We start from the raw sequence: 19,098 nt of genomic DNA on the forward strand, positions 1-19,098 counted from the left end.
TATTGTGTTCGCAAGTGTAACTTATAAGCGCACGTGAACCCACAAGTTCGTATGTTCAATTTATTATAATGACTATCACGGTTTAGTGAATTGCAGTGTGCGCGAGGGCGTCACGATGGCATCAAGGGGGACATCCCATGGTGCAACGGGCAGAGCATCTACTTCTTGAATGTCGTGGGCAATACCTACTAACTTGGGCGCTTTACTACCCGAAAATGAATGTGAATCTGGCGCGCGTTGGGTAAAACTCAAAGTTCGGTCGTAGTAGCCGCCCCCCATACCCAGGCGATTGCCGTTTACATCAAACCCTACAAGCGGCATAAGAATAACGTCGCATTGCCTAACAGGAACGACGTTTTCACACGACAATACTGGCTCTTCAATGTTGTACTTATTCTTCACCAATTGAGAGTGCTGGGTATAAGACAAAAATAACAAATGTCCTTTACATACGGGGTGTAATACAGGTAGAGCGAATTTTTTATCATGTGAAGACTGCCAAATAGACTCGATAAAATAGGTTAAATTGACCTCGCCATCGTTAACCAAATATCCGGCTATGGTCGTGCTGTTATCAAGAAAGGGCAGTGTACGTAGTCGTGAAGCAATACGCTTAGCGGCGTCCGTATGTTGCTGGTTAGTTAACCCTCGGCGTGCCTCGCGAAGCTTTTTTCTAAGCTGAGCGCGGGCCTGTATGTCTTCATTAGAAACGCTTGTTTGTATGGTTTGCGACGGCGCAATCTGCGTTGGTTTCATTGCTAAAGCTGGTGCTGAAGCCGTTTCCGTTGAATTAACCTTGTTAGACGCCAACGATCTAGAAGTACCGCTTCCTGAAGATGAGGGGGACATGGTAGAGGAGTTCTCCTGTCTTACAATTGAGTTAGCTTATACTACCACGGCTGTTAAAAAAGGTTTGTTGGGCTAGGTAAAGATGACTCAGGTAAAATCACTTTGGTAAAACTACTTAGACAAAACCATTTAGATAAAGCTACTTAGATAAAACGAATAGAATCATTGGTCTGGATGCCCTAAATAGTGATTGAGCACACGCACCAATTCACTACTATCTATGGGTTTAGTGAGTACGTCATCAAGACCTTGTTCTCGCAAATATTCAGGCTGGGTAATGACGTCGGCCGTCAATGCAACAATGGGCAAGTTTGGCTTAAATCCCTTTATTTTCGCTGTTGCTTCATCGCCTTGAATACCTGGCAAATTAAGATCCATAAGAACTAAGTCGACGGGATTAGACTTGGCGTATTCAACGCCTTCCTCGCCAGTGCTTACCACAGAAAGCGACACGCCTAGTTTTTCAAACAAGGTTTGAATAACCACTTGGTTTATATAGTGGTCTTCAACTACCAATACATTTACTGAGTTATCTATGTTTACTTGGGCAATAAAGCTACGCGGTTGTGCCTCAACGAACTGGTTTGCGCTTAGGGCGTCGGCAGGTAAGGTCACACTTATTCGGGTACCGTGATTCAACTTACTGCTAACTCTAATAGACCCGTCCATGAGCTCGACAAGGCGCTTCGATATATTCAAGCCTAAGCCGGTTCCACTTATCTGACGGGCGTTTTCCATTCGCTCGAAAGGTGTAAAAAGCCGCTTTTGATCGTCATCGCTCATACCAATGCCTTGATCAATGACATTAAATATTACCTTGCCGCTTTTGTATTTTACCTGCGCTTTTACTGACTTGCCGTGATTAGTGAACTTAATCGCATTCGACAGCAAGTTAAGCGCAACTTGACCAAATTTGGTGTCATCGAAAAACAACGAGTCGGGCACAGCGTCATCAATACTGGTGCTAAATACAATACCACTGTCTTCAGCGCGGATCTTAGTAAGCGAAAATAAGTGGGTGAAAAAGTCTTTGGTATTCACCGCGCGTGGCATCACACGCATTTTCCCCGCTTCTATCTGCTTTATATCTAAAACAGAATTTACTATTTCTAAAAGCCTTTCACCGCTTTGGCTTACATGAGAAAGCGGGGTGGTAAATGACGAGGGTAAATTTAACTTTTGGGCTTCGCCTTCAAGCAACTGACTAAACGTATTTATAGCATTAAGCGGTGTTCTAATTTCGTGGCTTACGTAAGAAAGAAAGTCAGACTTGAATTGACTGGTGCGCTCAAGCTCTCGGTTTTTCCGCTTTAACTCTAAATGTGCTACTACCGATTTACTTAAAGTTTGGAGCGAGGCTTTTTGTGTTTCGGTTAGCTTGCGTGGTTTGCTATCAATGGCGCACAGCGTGCCAATTGCATGACCAGACGGGGTAATTAATGGTGCGCCGGCGTAAAACCGAATATCAGGCGCGCCAGTCACCAGCGGGTTATCGTGAAACCGGGGGTCTAACGTAGCGTTAGGTATTTCAAACACATCGCTTTGCAAAATAGCATGTGAGCAAAACGCGATGTCTCGTGATGTTTCTTCTGCGTCTAAACCTACTCTTGATTTAAACCATTGGCGATTTGGATCAATGAGGCTGATAAGCGCAATAGGGGTTTCACAAATTTGAGAGGCCAGGGCTGTAAGGTCATCAAAGAGTTGTTCAGCTTCAGTATCAAGTACGTCGTAGCTGAGCAGTTCGGCAAGACGTTCATCTTCATTCTTAGGGAGGGGCGCCGCTTTCATAACCGTTGAGTTTAAACCTAGCTGTAAATAAAAAAGGGATTGTGTATTAACAATCCCTTAAACATATCATAGAGCGTAGGTGTCTATGAATAGTTGTTCCAGCTTTTTGTGGTCAACTTTAGTCGCTACCTTTATGGTATTTGCTTCATTCCATAGTGGGCTAGGTGTTGTACCTTTAGGCGCAACCACGGTTTGCCCTCTATCTAGTGTCCCTGTTCCAACGCGCACATGACCTTCAGTCAGCTCAAATAGCTCTGGGTGGCGAAGGTGGGCAATCGGGAATGCATCGTGGAAGAAACACACGCGATCTTCACGGTTTTGCGAGTAGAAATCCATGTAGAACTGAGCGCTTTCTTTCACAAAACCACCAAGGGTATTGTTTTTCTCTTCAAGCTTTTCAACAAAGGCTGGTGAGAACGGAGTGAAGTTTGTCACGTCCAAACCAAACATGGTCAGCTCCCAGTCTGCTGCGAAAACGATTTCTGCTGCATGTGCATCGTTCCAAATGTTCGCTTCAGCTACCGGCGTAACGTTACCTGGTACAAATGCTGCACCACCCATTATGCTAACGCCTTTTACCAACTTAGGAAGCTCTGGCTCAAGACGAAGTGCAAGGGCCAAGTTACCTAGTGGGCCAATAGCAACAATGGTGATTTCACCAGGGTATTTACGTGCCATATCAACGATAAACTGCGCAGAGCTGCGTGGGTCAAGCTCGGTTTTAGGCGCTTCAGGTTTGATATGACCGAAGCCGTGCTCACCGTGTACGAAGTGTGCGTACGTTGACTCTGGGCCAACCCATGGCATGCCAACACCTTTGGTTACAGGAATATCTTTACCTGCAATTTCGCAAAGTGTCAGTGCGTTTTGCGCTGCCATTGTTACTGGAACGTTACCGTAAACGGTCGTTAAGCCAAGTACTTCAATGTCTGGAGACTGAAAGGCGAAAAAGATCGCCATTGCATCATCAATCCCCGGATCCGTATCTAATATGATCTTATGTGCCATCAATTTATCTCAGTGCGTCTTGCTAGTTGGCGTGTTTCGCTAAGAAACGATCCACTTCTTTTTGTGTTGGAATACTCTGCGCTGCGCCCTCGCGTGTTACGGCAATGGCTGAAGCTGCACACCCGCGACGCAATGCTTGTTTAGCATCGGTGTGGTTGCTGTATGCAGACAGGAAATAACCGATAAAGGTGTCACCGGCTGCGGTGGTATCTACCGCGTCTACAGAGAATGCTTTTACTTCTACAACATCGTTTTTGCGCAGCATCATTACACCCGCTTTACCCAGTGTAATAATAACTTCGCTGTGTGACCACTGCTCTTTGAACACTGTCACAATATCTTCAAGTTCTTCTTTACCGGTAATCGCAGCAGCTTCGGTTTCATTTACAATAAGTAAATCTACACAGTCTAACGGAAGCTGTTTAACCGACTCGCTCATAGGCGCTGGGTTAAAGGCTACTTTAAGCTGCTTTTCTTTCGCTTGGCGAAGTACTTCTTCAATGCTGCTTGTTTCATTTTGGGTTAGTACCCAATCTGAAGGACGCGTATCGTCTAACGCTTGCATTACGGTTTTTGCGGTAATGGTTTGGTTAGCACCACCAAATAATACAATGGCGTTTTCACCGCTAGGCGTGACTTGGATAATCGCGTGACCTGAAGGAACTTCTGAGCACTTTACGCCACGACAATCAACACCCTTCTTAATAAGAGCTTGTTTAAATGAGGCGTCGTTTTCGTGAATGCTGCCGACGTGTCTTACGTCTGCACCTGCTTGCGCTAAAGCAATAGACTGGTTTGCACCCTTACCACCTAATAAGGTTTGATAATGGGTAGAGGCCAACGTCTCACCAGGTTGTACAAAGTGATCTACCTGATAAACGTGGTCAATATTTATAGAGCCAAAATTTATTATTGCCATTTCTTCTTCCGTCGAAAGAGGGCGCTTCCCAGAATGCCGCTGTCCATGTTTCGCCCGTGAACCGAAAAGTTCAGGGCGGAAGTATCACAATTGCCGTAGGCTTCTCGATACGCGTCGAGCTTGCACAATAGCAGCTGTTTCAACTTCCTTGGTTTAAAGCATCGGCCAGGGACATGAATGAACTAGCAAACATCCCAGGAAACATTGTTGTTGTATTAACGCAACAGGGTATAACAAACGCGAGATCCAGTGAAGAGGATCACCTAAAGCGCTTTATAACTATTTTGCGTGGTGATTATAAAAGCGGTAAAAAAAATATTACTTTTCTTGACCAATTGGTCAGCAATTATACACGCATATAAGAGAAGCTCAATAATAACCAATCAGCTATTCAGGCATTAAAGGCTAATGAACGTTGTCACGCTGTTGCTAAAGGAATTCCGTATCCAACACGAGCGATCTTAGATGAAATCTGACGATGTTGCTAGCCGTCCGGCAACGAATTTAGCGAAATAGCCGCAAATTAGACATCGTTTGAACAGTGAGTAAACAACGTTTAAGTACCGCTGTGTAAAGTGTGTACGACATAGTGTTATTAGACCTTGAATGTACTTTTGCTGTTTGTTCAAAGTTAGAGCAGTGGCAGGGCAAAAGGAGGCGTTGCACATTGATTTTTGCTAGTATTAACTCCATCAAGAGATGACAGTGACGTAAGTCGCCGCCAAAATAGACGGTAATTAAACGCTTTATAAAAGTGGCGCCTGTATCTCAAACTATTCAAAACAAAAGAGAACAATTCGTGGAAAAACAGCTCGATTACGATAGCGTAAGTAATAAATTGTCTCAGCAAGGCGTAATTGTTGATGCTGCAGAAGTGCATGGCATCCTGTGCGGTATGCTTTGCGGAGGCATGTCGCTTACCGACCAAAAATGGCTAGAAGCGTTAAGTGAAACCATTAATCAGGGTGATGCGTTTAGCGACCCTACCCAGCACCTTTTAAATAGCCTTTTCAATCAAACCTGTCAGCAGCTTCTTGAGCCTGAATTCGCGCTCAATTTGTTACTTCCTGATGATCAAGCGCCTATCAACGATCGCGGGGCTGCACTAATAAACTGGGTGCAAGGTTTCATGCTTGGGTTTGGTCTACACCAGCAAGACCTTATGCAATGTTCTGACGACGTAAAAGAAGCACTTGAAGACTTTTCAGATATTTCACGTATGGAAGAGCCAATGGACGCGGACGAAGAGTCTGAAAAGGCGCTGTTAGAGGTTGAAGAATACGTGAAAATTTCAGCAATTTTATGCTTCAGCGAGCTGGGCCAATCACTTCTAGATGATCAACAAGACACGCCATCCGTACACTAGTAATTAACTGAAGATATTAAAAGTGGCCGTAAGTCGCCATTCGTTTTAACGAGATTTTTTAGGGTTTTCTCTTTTATGATTAGTGCGCAAGAGTTTATCGCTAGGCAAGACCGACTGCTTGCACAGTGCGAGCCGAATAGTGTGTGTATTGTGCCTGCAGCAGGTATGGTAACCCGAAGTCGCGATACCGAATATACGTTCAGGCAAGATAGCGACTTTTGGTATCTGACTGGATTTGAAGAGCCTAATGCTTGGTTGATATTGTCTAACCACCCTCGTTACGGTGAAAGTTATCGTGCAATGGTGGTACAAGAGAAAGATAAGAGTGCAGAGATTTGGCACGGCAAACGGTTAGGAGCCGAAGCTGCACTTGCCCGATTTAGTCTAGATGAAGCGTTTGAGTTGCAAGAACTTGAAGAAGCGCTGTTAGCGTCAATTCAAGGTCAAGACAACGTGTACTTTTCGTTGGGTCACAAGAAAGACAATGACCTGTTATTTTCTGAAGCGCTAAACATCTTGCGTGATGCGCCTAAAGAATCACTGGCACCAAGGGCGATTCACGACTTACAGCCTATTTTACACGAAATGCGTTTATTCAAATCAGCGTGTGAAGTGGCCATGATGAAAGCGGCGGGTGAGATAAGCGCACGTGCGCACAAGCGAGCTATGCAGTTCGCCGCGCCTGGTTGTTACGAGTACCAGCTAGAAGCTGAAATTCACCATGAATTTGCGATGGCGGGAGCCCGTTCACCTGCTTATAGCACTATTGTTGGAAGCGGCGACAATGCGTGTATTTTGCATTACACGCAAAATAACGCGCAGGTAAATGACGGTGACTTGATCTTGATCGATGCAGGTGCTGAATATCAAGGTTATGCTGCGGATATCACGCGAACGTTTCCTGCAAATGGAAAGTTCACGCATGCTCAGCGCGAAATTTACACCGTTGTATTAAAAGCGCAAAAAAGCGTGCTAGATATGTTAGCGCCCGGCGTTACCCTGTCACAAGCCATGTTACATAGCGTAGAAATTATTACTCAAGGTTTAGTTGACCTTGGCGTTCTTGAAGGTAGTGTGGCAGAAAACCTTGAAAATGAAACGTGGCGTCAGTTTTACATGCATGGTTTAGGGCACTATTTAGGTCTAGATGTGCATGATGTAGGCAACTACAAAATTGACGGTGAAGACCGTCCGTTAAAGCCTGGCATGGTGATCACTGTTGAGCCCGGCATTTACATTAGCCAAGACAGCAACGTGCCGGAAAAATACAAAGGCATTGGTGTAAGAATTGAAGATGATGTGGTGATTACTGCGACGGGTGTCGATATTCTTACTGCAGATGTGCCAAAAGACATTGATGAGATTGAAGCACTTATGGCTGAAAGCTGAGCCTAGTTGTCAAAATTTGCTAGGTTTACCAAGGTTTGAAAAACTGCGATAAGTGTGAAATACGGAATTTTGGTTTAAGTTACCGGTTTAAGTTACCGGTTTAAACTACCAGTTTAAATTACGCTAAAAACTAGCCTTTAATATAAAGAAAAAAATCTCAGAATTAACGCTTTTAATAATTAGAGCCTCTGGACGACAGGAATATAAAAACAGTGGAATCGGCAGCAGCGGTTGATGTAGTAATTATTGGTGGTGGTATTGTCGGTACTGTATTAGCCAAAGCACTCGCAGAGAAAGTATTTCCTGCAAACAGCTCTGGCTTATCTGTCACCCTAATTGATGCGGCTGACCCAGAGCAAACCAGTAAAAGCTTAGTCGACTTTAACCCTTTTACCGACACCCGAGTGATTGCCTTGGCAAGACGTACTGTTGAAGAACTGTCTCACATGGGGCTAAACCTTGATGATATAGCTAAGCAGCACAACGGTGAGTTACCTCCTCAAATTAAGCATATAGAGGTTAGCGACAAAGGGCACTTGGGGCTTTTAAACCTTCAAAGCAGTGACTACCACATTGACGCGTTCGGCCAGGTGGTGAGCTTAAGCGCACTAACGCGATTGGCGGCAGGTGCAGCCTCAAGCTACCAATATATCGCACCTGCCAAGGTAACGAACGTAAAGCAGCAGTGCAATTTTGTAGAGGTGCAGCTAGATAATGGGCAATCGCTTACCACAAAGTTGCTGGTACTGGCCGATGGCGGTCGCTCAGGATTAGCTGACCAGGTTGGCATTTCAAAAACAGTCAATGATTATCATCAAACGGCCATTGTCTTTAACGTTCACACTCAGCTCCCTCATGAAAACAGAGCTTACGAGCGTTTCACCCAAAATGGCCCGTTAGCGTTCCTGCCTTTCGACAGTGAAATCGATGATATCAAGGCTAGTGGAAACGGCTTTTCAGTTGTATGGACTGTAGATACTGACGCCGCAAAGTCGTTAATGGCATTAAATCAACGCGCATTTATCAAGGCCCTACAGGAAGCATTTGGCTATCGACAGGGCAAAGTACTGAGAGTCAGTGAGTTGGCAAGTTACCCGTTAGCGCTTACTAAGGCGCAGCAAGTTGCTAGTCATCGCACCGTGGTGGTAGGCAATGCGGCACAGGCGCTACATCCTATTGCAGGGCAAGGCTTCAATCTAGGCTTACGCGACTTAAGTACTTTAGTGTCTGTGCTGCAAGCGTCAGCGGAAAAGCACGGCGAGCAGGATTCATACGAAGAGAAAAACGATACAATCGCATCCGCTAATTTCGATGCAGGTGCTTTTAGTATTACTCAGCATTACGCCAATTCGCGTAAGAATGACAGGGATAACACGATAGCCCTGACAGATACGCTAGTTCGCACCTTTTCAAACCAGTATTTTCCAACGGTAATTGGGCGCAATGTGTCGTTATTGGCATTAAGCATGATGCCCCAGGCGAAAAAAGCGTTTGTTAAACACACGACGGGCTATGGCGAAACACCACTAAGAAAAAGAGATAACAATGCAGCATGTTGATATAGCGATAGTGGGCGGCGGAATTGTAGGGCTAACCCTTGCAGCGGCGCTTAAACACAGTGAATTGAGCATAGCAATAGTCGATAAAGCGGTGTGTTATCAGACTCTGGATGAGAAGCCTACGGCGAGAGTGAGTGCCATAAACCAGGCCAATATTAAAGCGCTTCAACAGTTTGATGTGTGGTCGCATTTGCAGCGAGACCGCGCCAACCCTTACACCGACATGCATGTGTGGGACAAAGACAGTTTTGGCGACATTCACTTTTCATGCGATGAAATGGGCAGTGATGCGCTTGGCGTGATTGTAGAGAATCAAGCTTTAGTCAATGCACTGTCTAAATCTGTGGAAGCGCAGCCTAACGTGGAGATGATTACCGCGGGTATTGATAGAGTATTAGCTGGCCCAAACCAATCCATGCTGATGCTTGATAATGATGACGTGCTAAGCTGCAGGTTGTTAGTAGGCGCCGATGGCGCAAATTCGTTTGTGAGAAAGCAGGCTGGCTTGCCTATTACTTTTAAAGACTACGAGCATACGGCGATTGTCGCTAATATCAAAACGGTAGAGCCGCATAGTAATGTGGCGAGACAAGCGTTCACACCCACGGGACCGCTCGCGCTACTGCCTATGTCTGAGCCAAATGTATGTTCTATTGTATGGTCGCAAACGCCAGAGCAAGCGAACTTATTAATGGCATTGGATGACGCTGCGTTCTGTAATGCGTTAACTGCGGCTAGTAATAGCGTTCTTGGCACTATTTCGCTTGAAACCAAGCGCGCCGCTTTCCCGTTGACCATGCGTTATGCACGCCAGTGGGCGAAAGACGGTGTGGTGCTGGTAGGCGATGCAGCGCATACCATTCACCCGCTTGCAGGGCAGGGCGCTAACTTGGGAATGCAAGATGCGCTCGCATTGGCTGAAACCCTAAACAGCTTAAAGGCGTCGGGCAAAGACATAGGTTTGTACAAGCACTTACGCAGCTACGAACGAAGCCGTAAAACAGAAGCCACGAAAATGATTGCCGCAATGGACGGCTTTAAATTCTTATTCGACGGCGACGACCCCCTCAAAAAGTTGGTCAGAGGAATTGGTCTTTCAGCCACAGACAAATTCAGTACCATTAAAAACGCCTTCGTCAGCCACGCCATGGGCCTATAAATCCAAAAAAATGGGGTCAGAGTACATTTAAATAATGGGGTCAGAGTACTTTTTCGCCACCCCCGAATAGTGGGGGCAGAGTACATTATTGGCTTTCCCTATTACAAAACCGAATAAATGTACTCTGACCCCATTATTGAAGCTTGGAAGTGTAATTTTTCACACATCATAGAAAACAGGCGGCAAAGCTTTCTAATTATCTATCTCGCTCCAAAAACAAAGAAATGTACTCTGACCCCATTCTTGTGGTTTAGTCGTTTCGGCGTTGAGATAGTCAGCGGTACAGGATACTCTTCGGTATCCTTTTTTATTTGTACCAATGGCTTATGTTTACTTATCTTTGCAAACCTAATCGCGCCTTTTCCTTTGTCTGCGCCGCTTCCGTACTTACTTCTACTTTAATGACTAGTTCGGCGAATGCCGACGCAGTGGTTTCCACTTTAGCCTCGGTTGAATCGTCGGCGACAACAAAAAGCAAAAAGATGACGCTGAGTAATGCCTCTATCGATTTGGACGTATATCGTCAGCACGTTAAAACACTGGCAAGCGATGAGTTTGAAGGGCGAGGGCCATTGTCGAAAGGGGAAGAGAAAACAGTCGATTACTTGGTAACCCAGTACAAGAAGCTAGGGCTAAAGCCAGCCTTTGGCGATAGCTATACTCAAGCTGTGCCTTTAGCCAAAATAACGCCTAAGAACATTTCATCGCTAAAAATAGGCGGGCTTGATTTTAGCGCAGGCAGCGAGTTTACAGCCCGTACTCAGCGCATTGTTAATGACTACTCACTTGCTAATAGTGATGTGGTTTTTGTGGGTTATGGCATTAATGCCCCAGAGTACAATTGGAATGATTACGCCGGCCTTGATGTAAAAGGAAAAACCGTTGTAATGCTGGTAAACGACCCGGGTTTCGCTTCTAAAGATCCAGAGCTTTTTCAGGGCAACGCAATGACCTATTACGGTCGCTGGACATATAAGTACGAAGAAGCAGCCAGGCAGGGGGCAGAAGCGATTTTCATTATTCATGAAACCATGCCAGCGGGTTACGGGTGGGGCGTAGTCGAAAACTCTAATTCCAATACCAAATTCAGTTTAGTCGACGACAACAACAATGCTTCACAAGTCGGTGTAATGGGTTGGCTTCATTTAAATGCCGCAAGACAGCTATTTGAAAAAGTGGGTATGGATTATGGCGAGCTTAAAGACAAAGCTTCAAAGCCAGGATTTATGCCCATCGCGCTAAACACAAAAGCATCATTGGGTTTCACCAATACTATTGAGCGTGCCGAGTCGCAAAATGTTGCAGGCATTTTAGAAGGTACAGATAAGCCAGAAGAATGGGTAATGCTTCACGCTCACTGGGACCACCTAGGCAAAGTTGAGAAAAATGGCCAAACCACTATTTACAATGGTGCGGTAGACAACGCGTCAGGCGTAGCAGGTGTGCTTACGTTAGCAGATGCGCTTTCAAAACGCGAAGAGGGCTTTGCGCGTACACTAATGTTTAGTGCTTTTACCGCAGAGGAAACAGGGCTACTCGGTGCCGATTATTTTGCAAATAACCCGCCGGTACCAACATCGAACATGGTGGCTTTTTTAAACATCGACGGCATGAATGTAAACGATGATGTTGATTACATTTTGCAGTACGGCGAAGGTTATTTATCTATTGAAGACGATTTAGCAACAGCTGCCGCGCTACAAGGGCGAAACGTCAAAATGGATCCGAGACCTCAAAATGGACTGTTCTTCCGCTCAGATCACTTCGCGCTTGCTAAGCAGGGCGTGCCTTCAATTTTGTTCATGAGCTTAGGCGATACCGACCCTAGCTTCATCGCCAAACGCTATCATAAAGCAGATGATGACTACCTTCCAAGCTGGACATTAGGTGGTGTGCAACAAGACCTCTCACTTATCGGCTCTATGCTGAACTATTACGCCCAAGGCGATGTGTGGCCATACTGGAAACGTGACTCTGATTTTAAAGACAAGCGCACACAGGCAATGGAAGTGAAAAAGGCAAAGTAATTCACGCTTAACTGTAGGTAGCGATATAACAAGGTAAAGCGACGCTAATGAGTTGGATTTTATTTACGTTGGGCGCGGTTGTTATGCAAACCGTGCGCAATGCGCTGCAGAGCAAATTGAGCGGCGCAGTTAGCACCTCTGGGGTGACGCTCTCTCGCTTTATTTTGGCTCCGCCAATAGCCCTCGTCTATTTACTCATTCTCTACAGCAGTAGCGCCAGTCAGGTGCCTGAGTTCTCAGGCTCTTTTATTATAGTGATACTGTGTGCTTCGCTACTTCAAATAGCGGCCACTTCTTTAATGGTGATTTTGTTCAAGCAGAAGAATTTTGCCATTGGCGCAGGTCTAGCGAAGAGTGAGGCCTTGGTGGCCGGCGTTGTAGGCATGCTCTTTTTCGGAAGTTATTTAACGCCCCTTGGGTGGGCGGGCATAGTAATAGGCGCAATAGCAGTATTTGCGTTAAGCAGCGGCAATCGGCTCCATGGCATTAGTGTGAAAACCATGGTCATAGGTCTTGCTTGCGGTACCTGTTTTGCGCTGACATCACTGTTGGTGCGCGAGGCAAGTCATATGCTAAATGTTCAGCATACGGTGGCTGCTGCTTGGGTGTTGTTATGGGTACTGTGTGTACAAACGATAAGTTTAAGTGGTTATATTGCGCTAACTAAACCCTTCGTGTTCAGACAGCTAACCAACGCTAAAAAGCAGGTGCTAGCGATTAGCACGGTAAGCTGTTTGGGCTCAATTTGTTGGTTCACCGCTATGGCATTGCAACATGTGGCGCTAGTAAAAACGCTTGGGCAGTTAGAGGTGTTACTTACCTTGATAATTTCACATTACTGGCTAAAAAATGCAGTCACAAAACGCGAAATTGCTGGCTTACTTCTTATTGGGCTTGCCGCCATCTTCGTTATGTGGGCATAAAGTGCTAGTAATAGTAAACACTGAAGTTTTTAGTACAAAATCAATTGAATGTTATTTTCATAAAACAAAAAAGTGCTAAACAACCTTAATTAAAACGACAGGAAGGGAACATGGATAAGCGACATTTCTTGAAATTAGCGGGCGCTAGCTTTGCGCTTGCTCCTGTGGCTTCTATGGCTGCAATTAATCAAACCAATGCAACAGACATTAACGGTTTAAGCGGGCTAAGTGATATCACCGCAAATGCGAAGCCGATTACCGTAGAAGAACGCAAAGCGCGTATTGAAAAAGCGCAGTCGCTTATGAAAGCCCAAGACATTGCGGCAATTCTGGTCGAGCCTGGCGCTGCAATGGATTATTTTTCAGGGATTAATTGGTGGCGTAGTGAGCGCTTGACCGCGCTGGTTATCCCTCAAAAAGGTGACATGGCGGTGGTAACGCCATTTTTCGAAAAGCCAAGTGTGCTTGAGTCGTTAGCTATAGGCGATGATGTAAGAGTGTGGCAAGAGCATGAAAGCCCGTTTGATGTCGTAGCCAATATTTTAAAATCGCGCGGTATAACAAGCGGCAATATTGGCTTTGAAAGCAGCGTACGCTACTTTGTAGTTACTGGAGTCAGCCGAGCGCTGCCAAACATTAATATCGTTCCCGCCGAGCCAATTACCCTTGGCTGTCGCATGTATAAAACTGCGGGTGAACTGGCACTTATGCATAAGGCCAATGAAGTTACTTTACGTGCTTACGAGTTTGTTTTTAGCAACCTAAAGCTTGGCATGAGTCAGCAGGATGTAAAAAGTTTGATGAACACCGCACAGCAGCGCTTAGGCGGCAGCGGTACATGGTGTTTGGCGCTGTTTAACGATGCAAGTGCTTATCCTCATGGCACAAACGCAGCACAAACTATCAAAGAAGGCTCGGTGATCTTGCTAGACAGCGGTTGCAGCGTGCACGGTTACCAAAGCGACATAAGCCGTACTTTGGTATTTGGCAAAGCGTCTCAGAAAGTTCAGGACGTATGGCATACAGTAAGGGAAGGGCAGAACGTAGCATTTGCCGCAGCTAAAATTGGTGAGCCAGCAGGCAAAGTGGACGACGCAGTGCGTCAATACTATGCTAGCAAGGGGTACAGCAAAGACTATGCATTGCCTGGGCTAAGTCACAGAACAGGTCACGGTATCGGCATGGAAGGACACGAGAGTGTTAACTTCGTGCGTGGTGAAAATACGCCACTTAGAAAAGGCATGTGCTTTTCTAATGAGCCAGGTATCTATATTCCGGGTGAATTTGGTGTGCGCTTAGAAGACTGTTTGTACATGACAGAAACAGGCCCCGCATACTTTACCGAACCGCCAGAAAGTTTGGCGAAACCGCTGGGTAAATTACTGAATTTAAAAAGTTAAATAAGAAGTTAATAAACCTGTCTCTCAAAATTTTTATTAGCTGTTACACTTAAAATTATTACCTAAGTGAATGATGGATAAACTATGCCTGAAAGAAAATTTAGATTGGTTACGCGAAGTGATTTCGATGGACTGGTATGTGCAGTTTTATTGAAAGATTTAGACTTAATTGACGATATTTTGTTTGTTCATCCTAAAGACATGCAAGACGGTAAAATTGATATTACCGAGAATGATATCACCACTAACCTGCCTTACGTTGCGGGTTGCCATATTGCCTTCGACCATCACTTAAGTGAAACAGTGCGTAACTCAGGCGATATTGATAATCACATCATTGACCCGAAAGCGCCGTCGGCGGCGCGCGTTGTTTACGACTATTACGGTGGTGCAGATAAATTTCCTAATATCTCGGTAGATATGATGGACGCGGTAGATAAAGGAGACTCTGCACAGTTTAGCGAAGAAGAAATCCTTGAGCCCACAGATTGGGTGCTCATGAATTTCATTATGGATGCGCGAACTGGGCTTGGTCGTTTCAGAGATTTCAAAATCTCTAACTATCAGCTAATGATGAAGCTAATAGATGCGTGCAAAGACCACAGCATTGAAGAAATACTGCAAATGGAAGACGTGGCCGAGCGCGTGAGTTTGTATCACGAGCACAATGAAGTGGCGAAGGCGCAAATTGCCAAGTGTTCTACTGTATACGACAACCTAGTAGTGCTTGATTTAACCGACCAAGAAACCATTTACGCGACAAACCGGTTTGTTATTTATGCCATGTACCCCGACTGCAATATCTCTATTCACAAGATGTGGGGGCTGAAAAAGCAAAACGTGGTATTTGCTATTGGTAGATCCATTACTAATCGTAGCTCAAAAACCAATGTGGGAGAGTTGTGCTTGAAGTATGGCGGCGGTGGTCACATGAACGCAGGTACATGTCAGGTTGAAACCAGCAAAGCCGAAACTGTACTCGGCGAGCTTATCGAAACCATCACGAGTGATGGCTAAAGCTAATTGAATAAGAACGGTGGGGCAGAAAAAGTACTCTGACCCCATTTTTTTATTGGGTTAGCCTCACTTTAAAGAATTCGGCAAGAGTTTTACTGATCACGGGGTGCTGTGTATCTTGATTGAACAGGCAAATATTCACTTTGCCTAATTTGGGCAGGTGCGGGTGGTTTAGCGCTACTAGGTTTGCTGGTAAGCTTGATTTTGCTAGAGCTGTCACGCCTAGCCCCTGTTGAATGGCAGCAACCAGCCCGCCTAAATCTGCATTGGTGTAGCTGATTTTCCATGCAAAGGTTTGCTGCTTTAACTGTTCAATAACGCGGCTTCGATACATACAACCGTCGGGAGCAAGCACCAAAGGAATATTGTTGCCAACCAATGGATGAGCCGTGTCGCCAACCCAAACTACGTCATCTTCTAATACTACTTCGCCTTCTGTCTGCTCGCCCGGATTCACCAACGCCAAAATCAAATCGAAATGATCGCGCTGCGACGGGTGAAGCAAATCACGGCTTAAGGCCGAGGTCACTTCAAGTGATACATCGGGATAGCGCTTAGAAAACTCGCCAATTAGGCCCGGCAATAATGTAGAAGCAAATTCATTGGGAATGCCAAGACGCAAGCGACCGCTTAGCGGAGCAGGGGTTAAGCTGCGAAAGATGTTATCGTTAAGCTCTAGCAGTTCTTTCGCTTTTGGATACAGCCAATTGCCGTCGGCGCTAGGTACATGCCGTTGCCCTACTTTGGTAAATAGCTTGCGGTCTAACTGCGACTCTAGCTTTTTTATTTGTAGGCTTATTGCCGGTTGAGAACGGCCTAAAAAGTCGCCCGCTTTAGCGTAGCCACCAAGCTCAATAACGCTAACGAAGGTGCGTAAGGTATCAAGGGAAAGCTGCTTCATAGTTAATTACACTTTCTAATGAATTTGCCTGCTTTTATTATATTTTTAAATGTAAGCGGGCGAAAGGCGTAATTTTGTATGTTTGTGCGTTCTAACCAAGTTAGGGTTGCCTTACTCGATGCGCTCCCTCTACCGATTGCTGCATAGTTCGAAGTGCAAGGGTGTTGGGGTGCGCAAGTGGCGTTGTGTTTTGAGTAAAGCGCTTCATTCCCGCAAAAATGCAGTACCACGAAGGTCGCAAATAAACCAATTTGTTATCTACTTCATTAAGCGCTTGTTCAAAGCTGGCGCCTTTGTCCCACGCATTTAGCAAATAAGAAAGGGTATCCGGCACCTTTAAGTCTTCGCGACAGGCAACCCAGTAGGCGGAATCGTCGCGCGTATTTAAATAGTAATGAGCAGCAATGTAATCCCGAATACCGTCGAACATTCGGTTTATCTCAGAATTATAGCGTACCTCTCTTCGCGGATTGTTACTTTGCCAGCAATCGATAAAGTGATGCAGTGCGTACTGCACCAGCATAAGTGCGGTGGCTTCCAATGGTTCAATAAAGCCCTGAGACAACCCTATGCATAAACAATTACCTTTCCAGTGTTCTTCTAGTCTGCCTACGGTCATTTTCAAATGTCGGGCTTGCTGATGGAATTGGTCTGGTTCTAATGCAAGTCTAAGTTCTTCTTCTGCTTGGGCTTCAGTGCAAAACTGTGAACTGTACACATAGCCGTTGCCTGTGCGACTAGTTAGGGGAATGTGCCACTGCCAACCGTGACCAAGCGCAATAGAGCGAGTTTGTAATGCAGTTTCTGGTGATGCTGTTGCGTCGCTGGCAATGGCTACGGCAGCATCGTTAAATAAGGTGTCGGCATAGCTTGTAAACCTTCTAGACAGGGCTTGTTTGCCAAGAAGCCCACGAAACCCCGAGCAATCAATAAAAAAGTCTGCGCTTAATGTATTTCCGTCATCCAGTTTTAGCGAGTTAATAGTGTGCTCATGACATTCTACATTTGCCACAGTGCCTATTTGATGAGACACCCCTTTGTTTAGCGCGTATTCTTTTAAGAAGTCACCCAACAGCCCTGCATCAAAATGATAGGCGTAATCAATATTTGCAGAACTACAAATGGCGTCGGGCGTAATGCCTTTTTCTACCATGTGCGCAGCAGTAAAGTAGTGCGACGGGTTAATGTCGTGCGAAGCGCCTTTTCTGTATTCATTTACCGCGCTGAAGTACATATCCGCGGTGGGAATATCTAAAGAAGAGAAGAATGGGTGAAAATAGCTGTCTGAATCGGTGAAAGCGGGGCGCGTTGTTTTTGATTCAGCCGTTGTAGTCCAACGCTCAAAGCTAATGCCCATCTTATACGTGGCGCTGCATTTCAGCATCCACTCACTTTCATTTATTCCGAGGAACTCAAAAAAGTGGCGCAGATAAGGCGTTGAACCTTCGCCTACGCCAACGGTGCTGATAACCGCTGACTCAAGAAGTGTTATTTTAGGGGCGCAGGCAGGTACATTACTTTTATTGGCCATCAACTCGGCGGTTCTTGCTAAGTAGCTCGCCGTCATCCAGCCTGCTGTTCCGCCACCCACAATCACGATTTCTTGAGGTAATTTGTTCATTACTGTTTCTCGGTTGACGCGCGCACTACCAGTTCAGGGATGAAAGTATGGTTAAGGTTGTCATGGGCGGCTTTGGCTTTTTTAGCTCGTAAATACTGAATTAACGACGCCGCAGCATGCTGCGCTATCTCATTCGTTGGCTGAGATGCCGTAGTTAACGGCGGAAAAGTCTGTCGGGAAAAGGGGCTGTTCTCAAACCCAGCGATTGCGAGTTCTTGAGGAACATCTACCCCCTTCATTCGTGCACCAAACAACGTACCCGCTGCAATCTCATCGTTACACGCAAATACAGCGGTAGGATGCGGCGACATGGCAAGCAGCGTTTCAGAGCTTTTTACCCCAGTTTCAAATGAATAGGTGCCCTTGATAATTAACGACTCATCAATTGCAATACCCGCTTTTTCTAACGCCGCTTTGTAGCCGTTCAAACGCTCAATGGTGGATTTGTGAATTTCTTCACCGGCAATAAACGCAATGTTTTTGTGACCCTGGCTGATAAGGTGCTCAGTAATATCGTATGCCGCTTTGAAGTCGTTCACCAACACGTAGGGGAGGGGCGATGGAAATAGGCCATCTCCAGATAAAATACGCACATAACTTATTTGGTTTTGATCAAGTTCCGATAATACCTCGGGCATTTCTGATAGCGGAGGTGAAAGGATAAGGCCAGCCAATTGAGCAGTGTCTACCATGTCCACCAGTTCTTTCGCTATGTTTTTAGAGCTTGCATCGCACGGGTGAATTAACAATTCGAAATTGTTTTTGCGACACACATCCAATATGCCTTTTTGCATATCGATTATGTAGTAAGCGTTGGGGTTGTCGTATACGTAACCGAGTACCGATGCTCCCTTACTTGCTAAGTCTCGTGCTGCCTTATTCGGCGTGTATTTTAAGGCCTTTATCGCCTCTTCAACACGTTGCAAGGTGTCGGGTTTTACCGTGCCTTCCTTGTTAATTACGCGCGAAACGGTCTTTATCGAAACCCCCGCCATTTCGGCAACACTTTTGATGGTAGCAGCCAAATTCGATCTCACTCTAAAAATTGGTTTAATTTTCAACAATTAAGAAGCTTGTATTACTTTTTTGTTAAAAAATTAATTGCAGCCTTACATTGTGTCATGTAAGTTAACATTCAATGACAGCGTTGTCATCAAAAAGCTGTACCC

At 45.4% G+C, this 19,098-nt stretch carries 15 protein-coding genes and 1 other RNA gene; 8 read left to right on the forward strand and 8 right to left on the reverse strand.

Annotated elements, in window-relative coordinates:
• Positions 1-75 precede the first annotated feature (75 nt).
• From BZA03_RS06200 to ssrS, 5 genes are all read right to left on the reverse strand, one after another.
• Entirely contained in the window at positions 76-756 is a 681-nt protein-coding gene (locus BZA03_RS06200; RefSeq protein WP_375342582.1) for a 5-formyltetrahydrofolate cyclo-ligase, read from the reverse strand.
• 255 nt (positions 757-1,011) lie between these two features.
• On the reverse strand, positions 1,012-2,640 hold the full coding sequence (locus BZA03_RS20655; protein ID WP_110288256.1) for an ATP-binding protein: 1,629 nt from the start codon (positions 2,638-2,640) through the stop codon (positions 1,012-1,014).
• A gap of 66 nt (positions 2,641-2,706) precedes the next feature.
• Positions 2,707-3,648: a nucleoside hydrolase gene (locus BZA03_RS06215; protein WP_014980008.1), complete on the reverse strand. Its 942-nt coding sequence runs from the start codon at positions 3,646-3,648 to the stop codon at positions 2,707-2,709.
• A gap of 22 nt (positions 3,649-3,670) precedes the next feature.
• Entirely contained in the window at positions 3,671-4,567 is an 897-nt protein-coding gene (locus tag BZA03_RS06220; RefSeq protein ID WP_014950380.1) for a ribokinase, read from the reverse strand.
• Between the two features lie 21 nt (positions 4,568-4,588).
• Positions 4,589-4,771: non-coding RNA, 6S RNA (gene ssrS / locus BZA03_RS06225), on the reverse strand.
• A 595-nt stretch (positions 4,772-5,366) separates the two neighbouring features.
• On the opposite strand from ssrS, the gene BZA03_RS06230 reads away from it, so the two are divergent.
• The 8 genes from BZA03_RS06230 (at position 5,367) to BZA03_RS06265 (ending at position 15,407) form a co-directional block, all read left to right on the forward strand.
• A complete protein-coding gene (locus BZA03_RS06230; protein ID WP_039228193.1) occupies positions 5,367-5,933 on the forward strand; it encodes a UPF0149 family protein in 567 nt (188 codons plus the stop codon).
• 75 nt (positions 5,934-6,008) lie between these two features.
• Positions 6,009-7,322, forward strand: a complete 1,314-nt coding sequence (gene pepP, locus BZA03_RS06235; RefSeq protein ID WP_110288257.1) for a Xaa-Pro aminopeptidase — start codon at positions 6,009-6,011, stop codon at positions 7,320-7,322.
• 212 nt (positions 7,323-7,534) lie between these two features.
• Entirely contained in the window at positions 7,535-8,881 is a 1,347-nt protein-coding gene (locus tag BZA03_RS06240; RefSeq protein ID WP_110288258.1) for an FAD-dependent monooxygenase, read from the forward strand.
• Positions 8,868-10,040 carry an FAD-dependent monooxygenase gene (locus BZA03_RS06245; protein ID WP_110288259.1) on the forward strand — a complete coding sequence of 391 codons (1,173 nt, stop codon included), beginning with the start codon at positions 8,868-8,870 and terminating at the stop codon, positions 10,038-10,040. Before BZA03_RS06240 ends, BZA03_RS06245 begins: the two co-directional genes overlap by 14 nt.
• A 482-nt stretch (positions 10,041-10,522) precedes the next feature.
• Positions 10,523-12,067: a M28 family metallopeptidase gene (locus tag BZA03_RS06250; protein WP_110288260.1), complete on the forward strand. Its 1,545-nt coding sequence runs from the start codon at positions 10,523-10,525 to the stop codon at positions 12,065-12,067.
• 47 nt (positions 12,068-12,114) lie between these two features.
• Positions 12,115-12,990: an EamA family transporter gene (locus BZA03_RS06255; protein ID WP_110288261.1), complete on the forward strand. Its 876-nt coding sequence runs from the start codon at positions 12,115-12,117 to the stop codon at positions 12,988-12,990.
• A 110-nt stretch (positions 12,991-13,100) separates the two neighbouring features.
• Positions 13,101-14,390 (forward strand): Xaa-Pro peptidase family protein, encoded by a 1,290-nt coding sequence (locus BZA03_RS06260; protein ID WP_110288262.1) that lies wholly within the window; start codon positions 13,101-13,103, stop codon positions 14,388-14,390.
• Between the two features lie 84 nt (positions 14,391-14,474).
• Positions 14,475-15,407 (forward strand): exopolyphosphatase, encoded by a 933-nt coding sequence (locus tag BZA03_RS06265; RefSeq protein WP_110288263.1) that lies wholly within the window; start codon positions 14,475-14,477, stop codon positions 15,405-15,407.
• Positions 15,408-15,459: 52 nt separating this feature from the next.
• Here BZA03_RS06265 and BZA03_RS06270 read toward each other — a convergent pair whose 3' ends face one another.
• From BZA03_RS06270 to BZA03_RS06280, 3 genes are all read right to left on the reverse strand, one after another.
• On the reverse strand, positions 15,460-16,308 hold the full coding sequence (locus tag BZA03_RS06270) for a LysR family transcriptional regulator (protein ID WP_014950370.1): 849 nt from the start codon (positions 16,306-16,308) through the stop codon (positions 15,460-15,462).
• A gap of 100 nt (positions 16,309-16,408) precedes the next feature.
• Positions 16,409-17,929, reverse strand: coding sequence for a tryptophan halogenase family protein (locus tag BZA03_RS06275; protein ID WP_110288264.1), 1,521 nt, complete (start codon positions 17,927-17,929; stop codon positions 16,409-16,411).
• Positions 17,929-18,954, reverse strand: coding sequence for a LacI family DNA-binding transcriptional regulator (locus BZA03_RS06280; protein WP_014979997.1), 1,026 nt, complete (start codon positions 18,952-18,954; stop codon positions 17,929-17,931). Before BZA03_RS06280 ends, BZA03_RS06275 begins: the two co-directional genes overlap by 1 nt.
• Positions 18,955-19,098: the final 144 nt, after the last annotated feature.

Source organism: Alteromonas sp. I10, from assembly GCF_003201515.1.
Classification (GTDB): domain Bacteria; phylum Pseudomonadota; class Gammaproteobacteria; order Enterobacterales; family Alteromonadaceae; genus Alteromonas; species Alteromonas macleodii.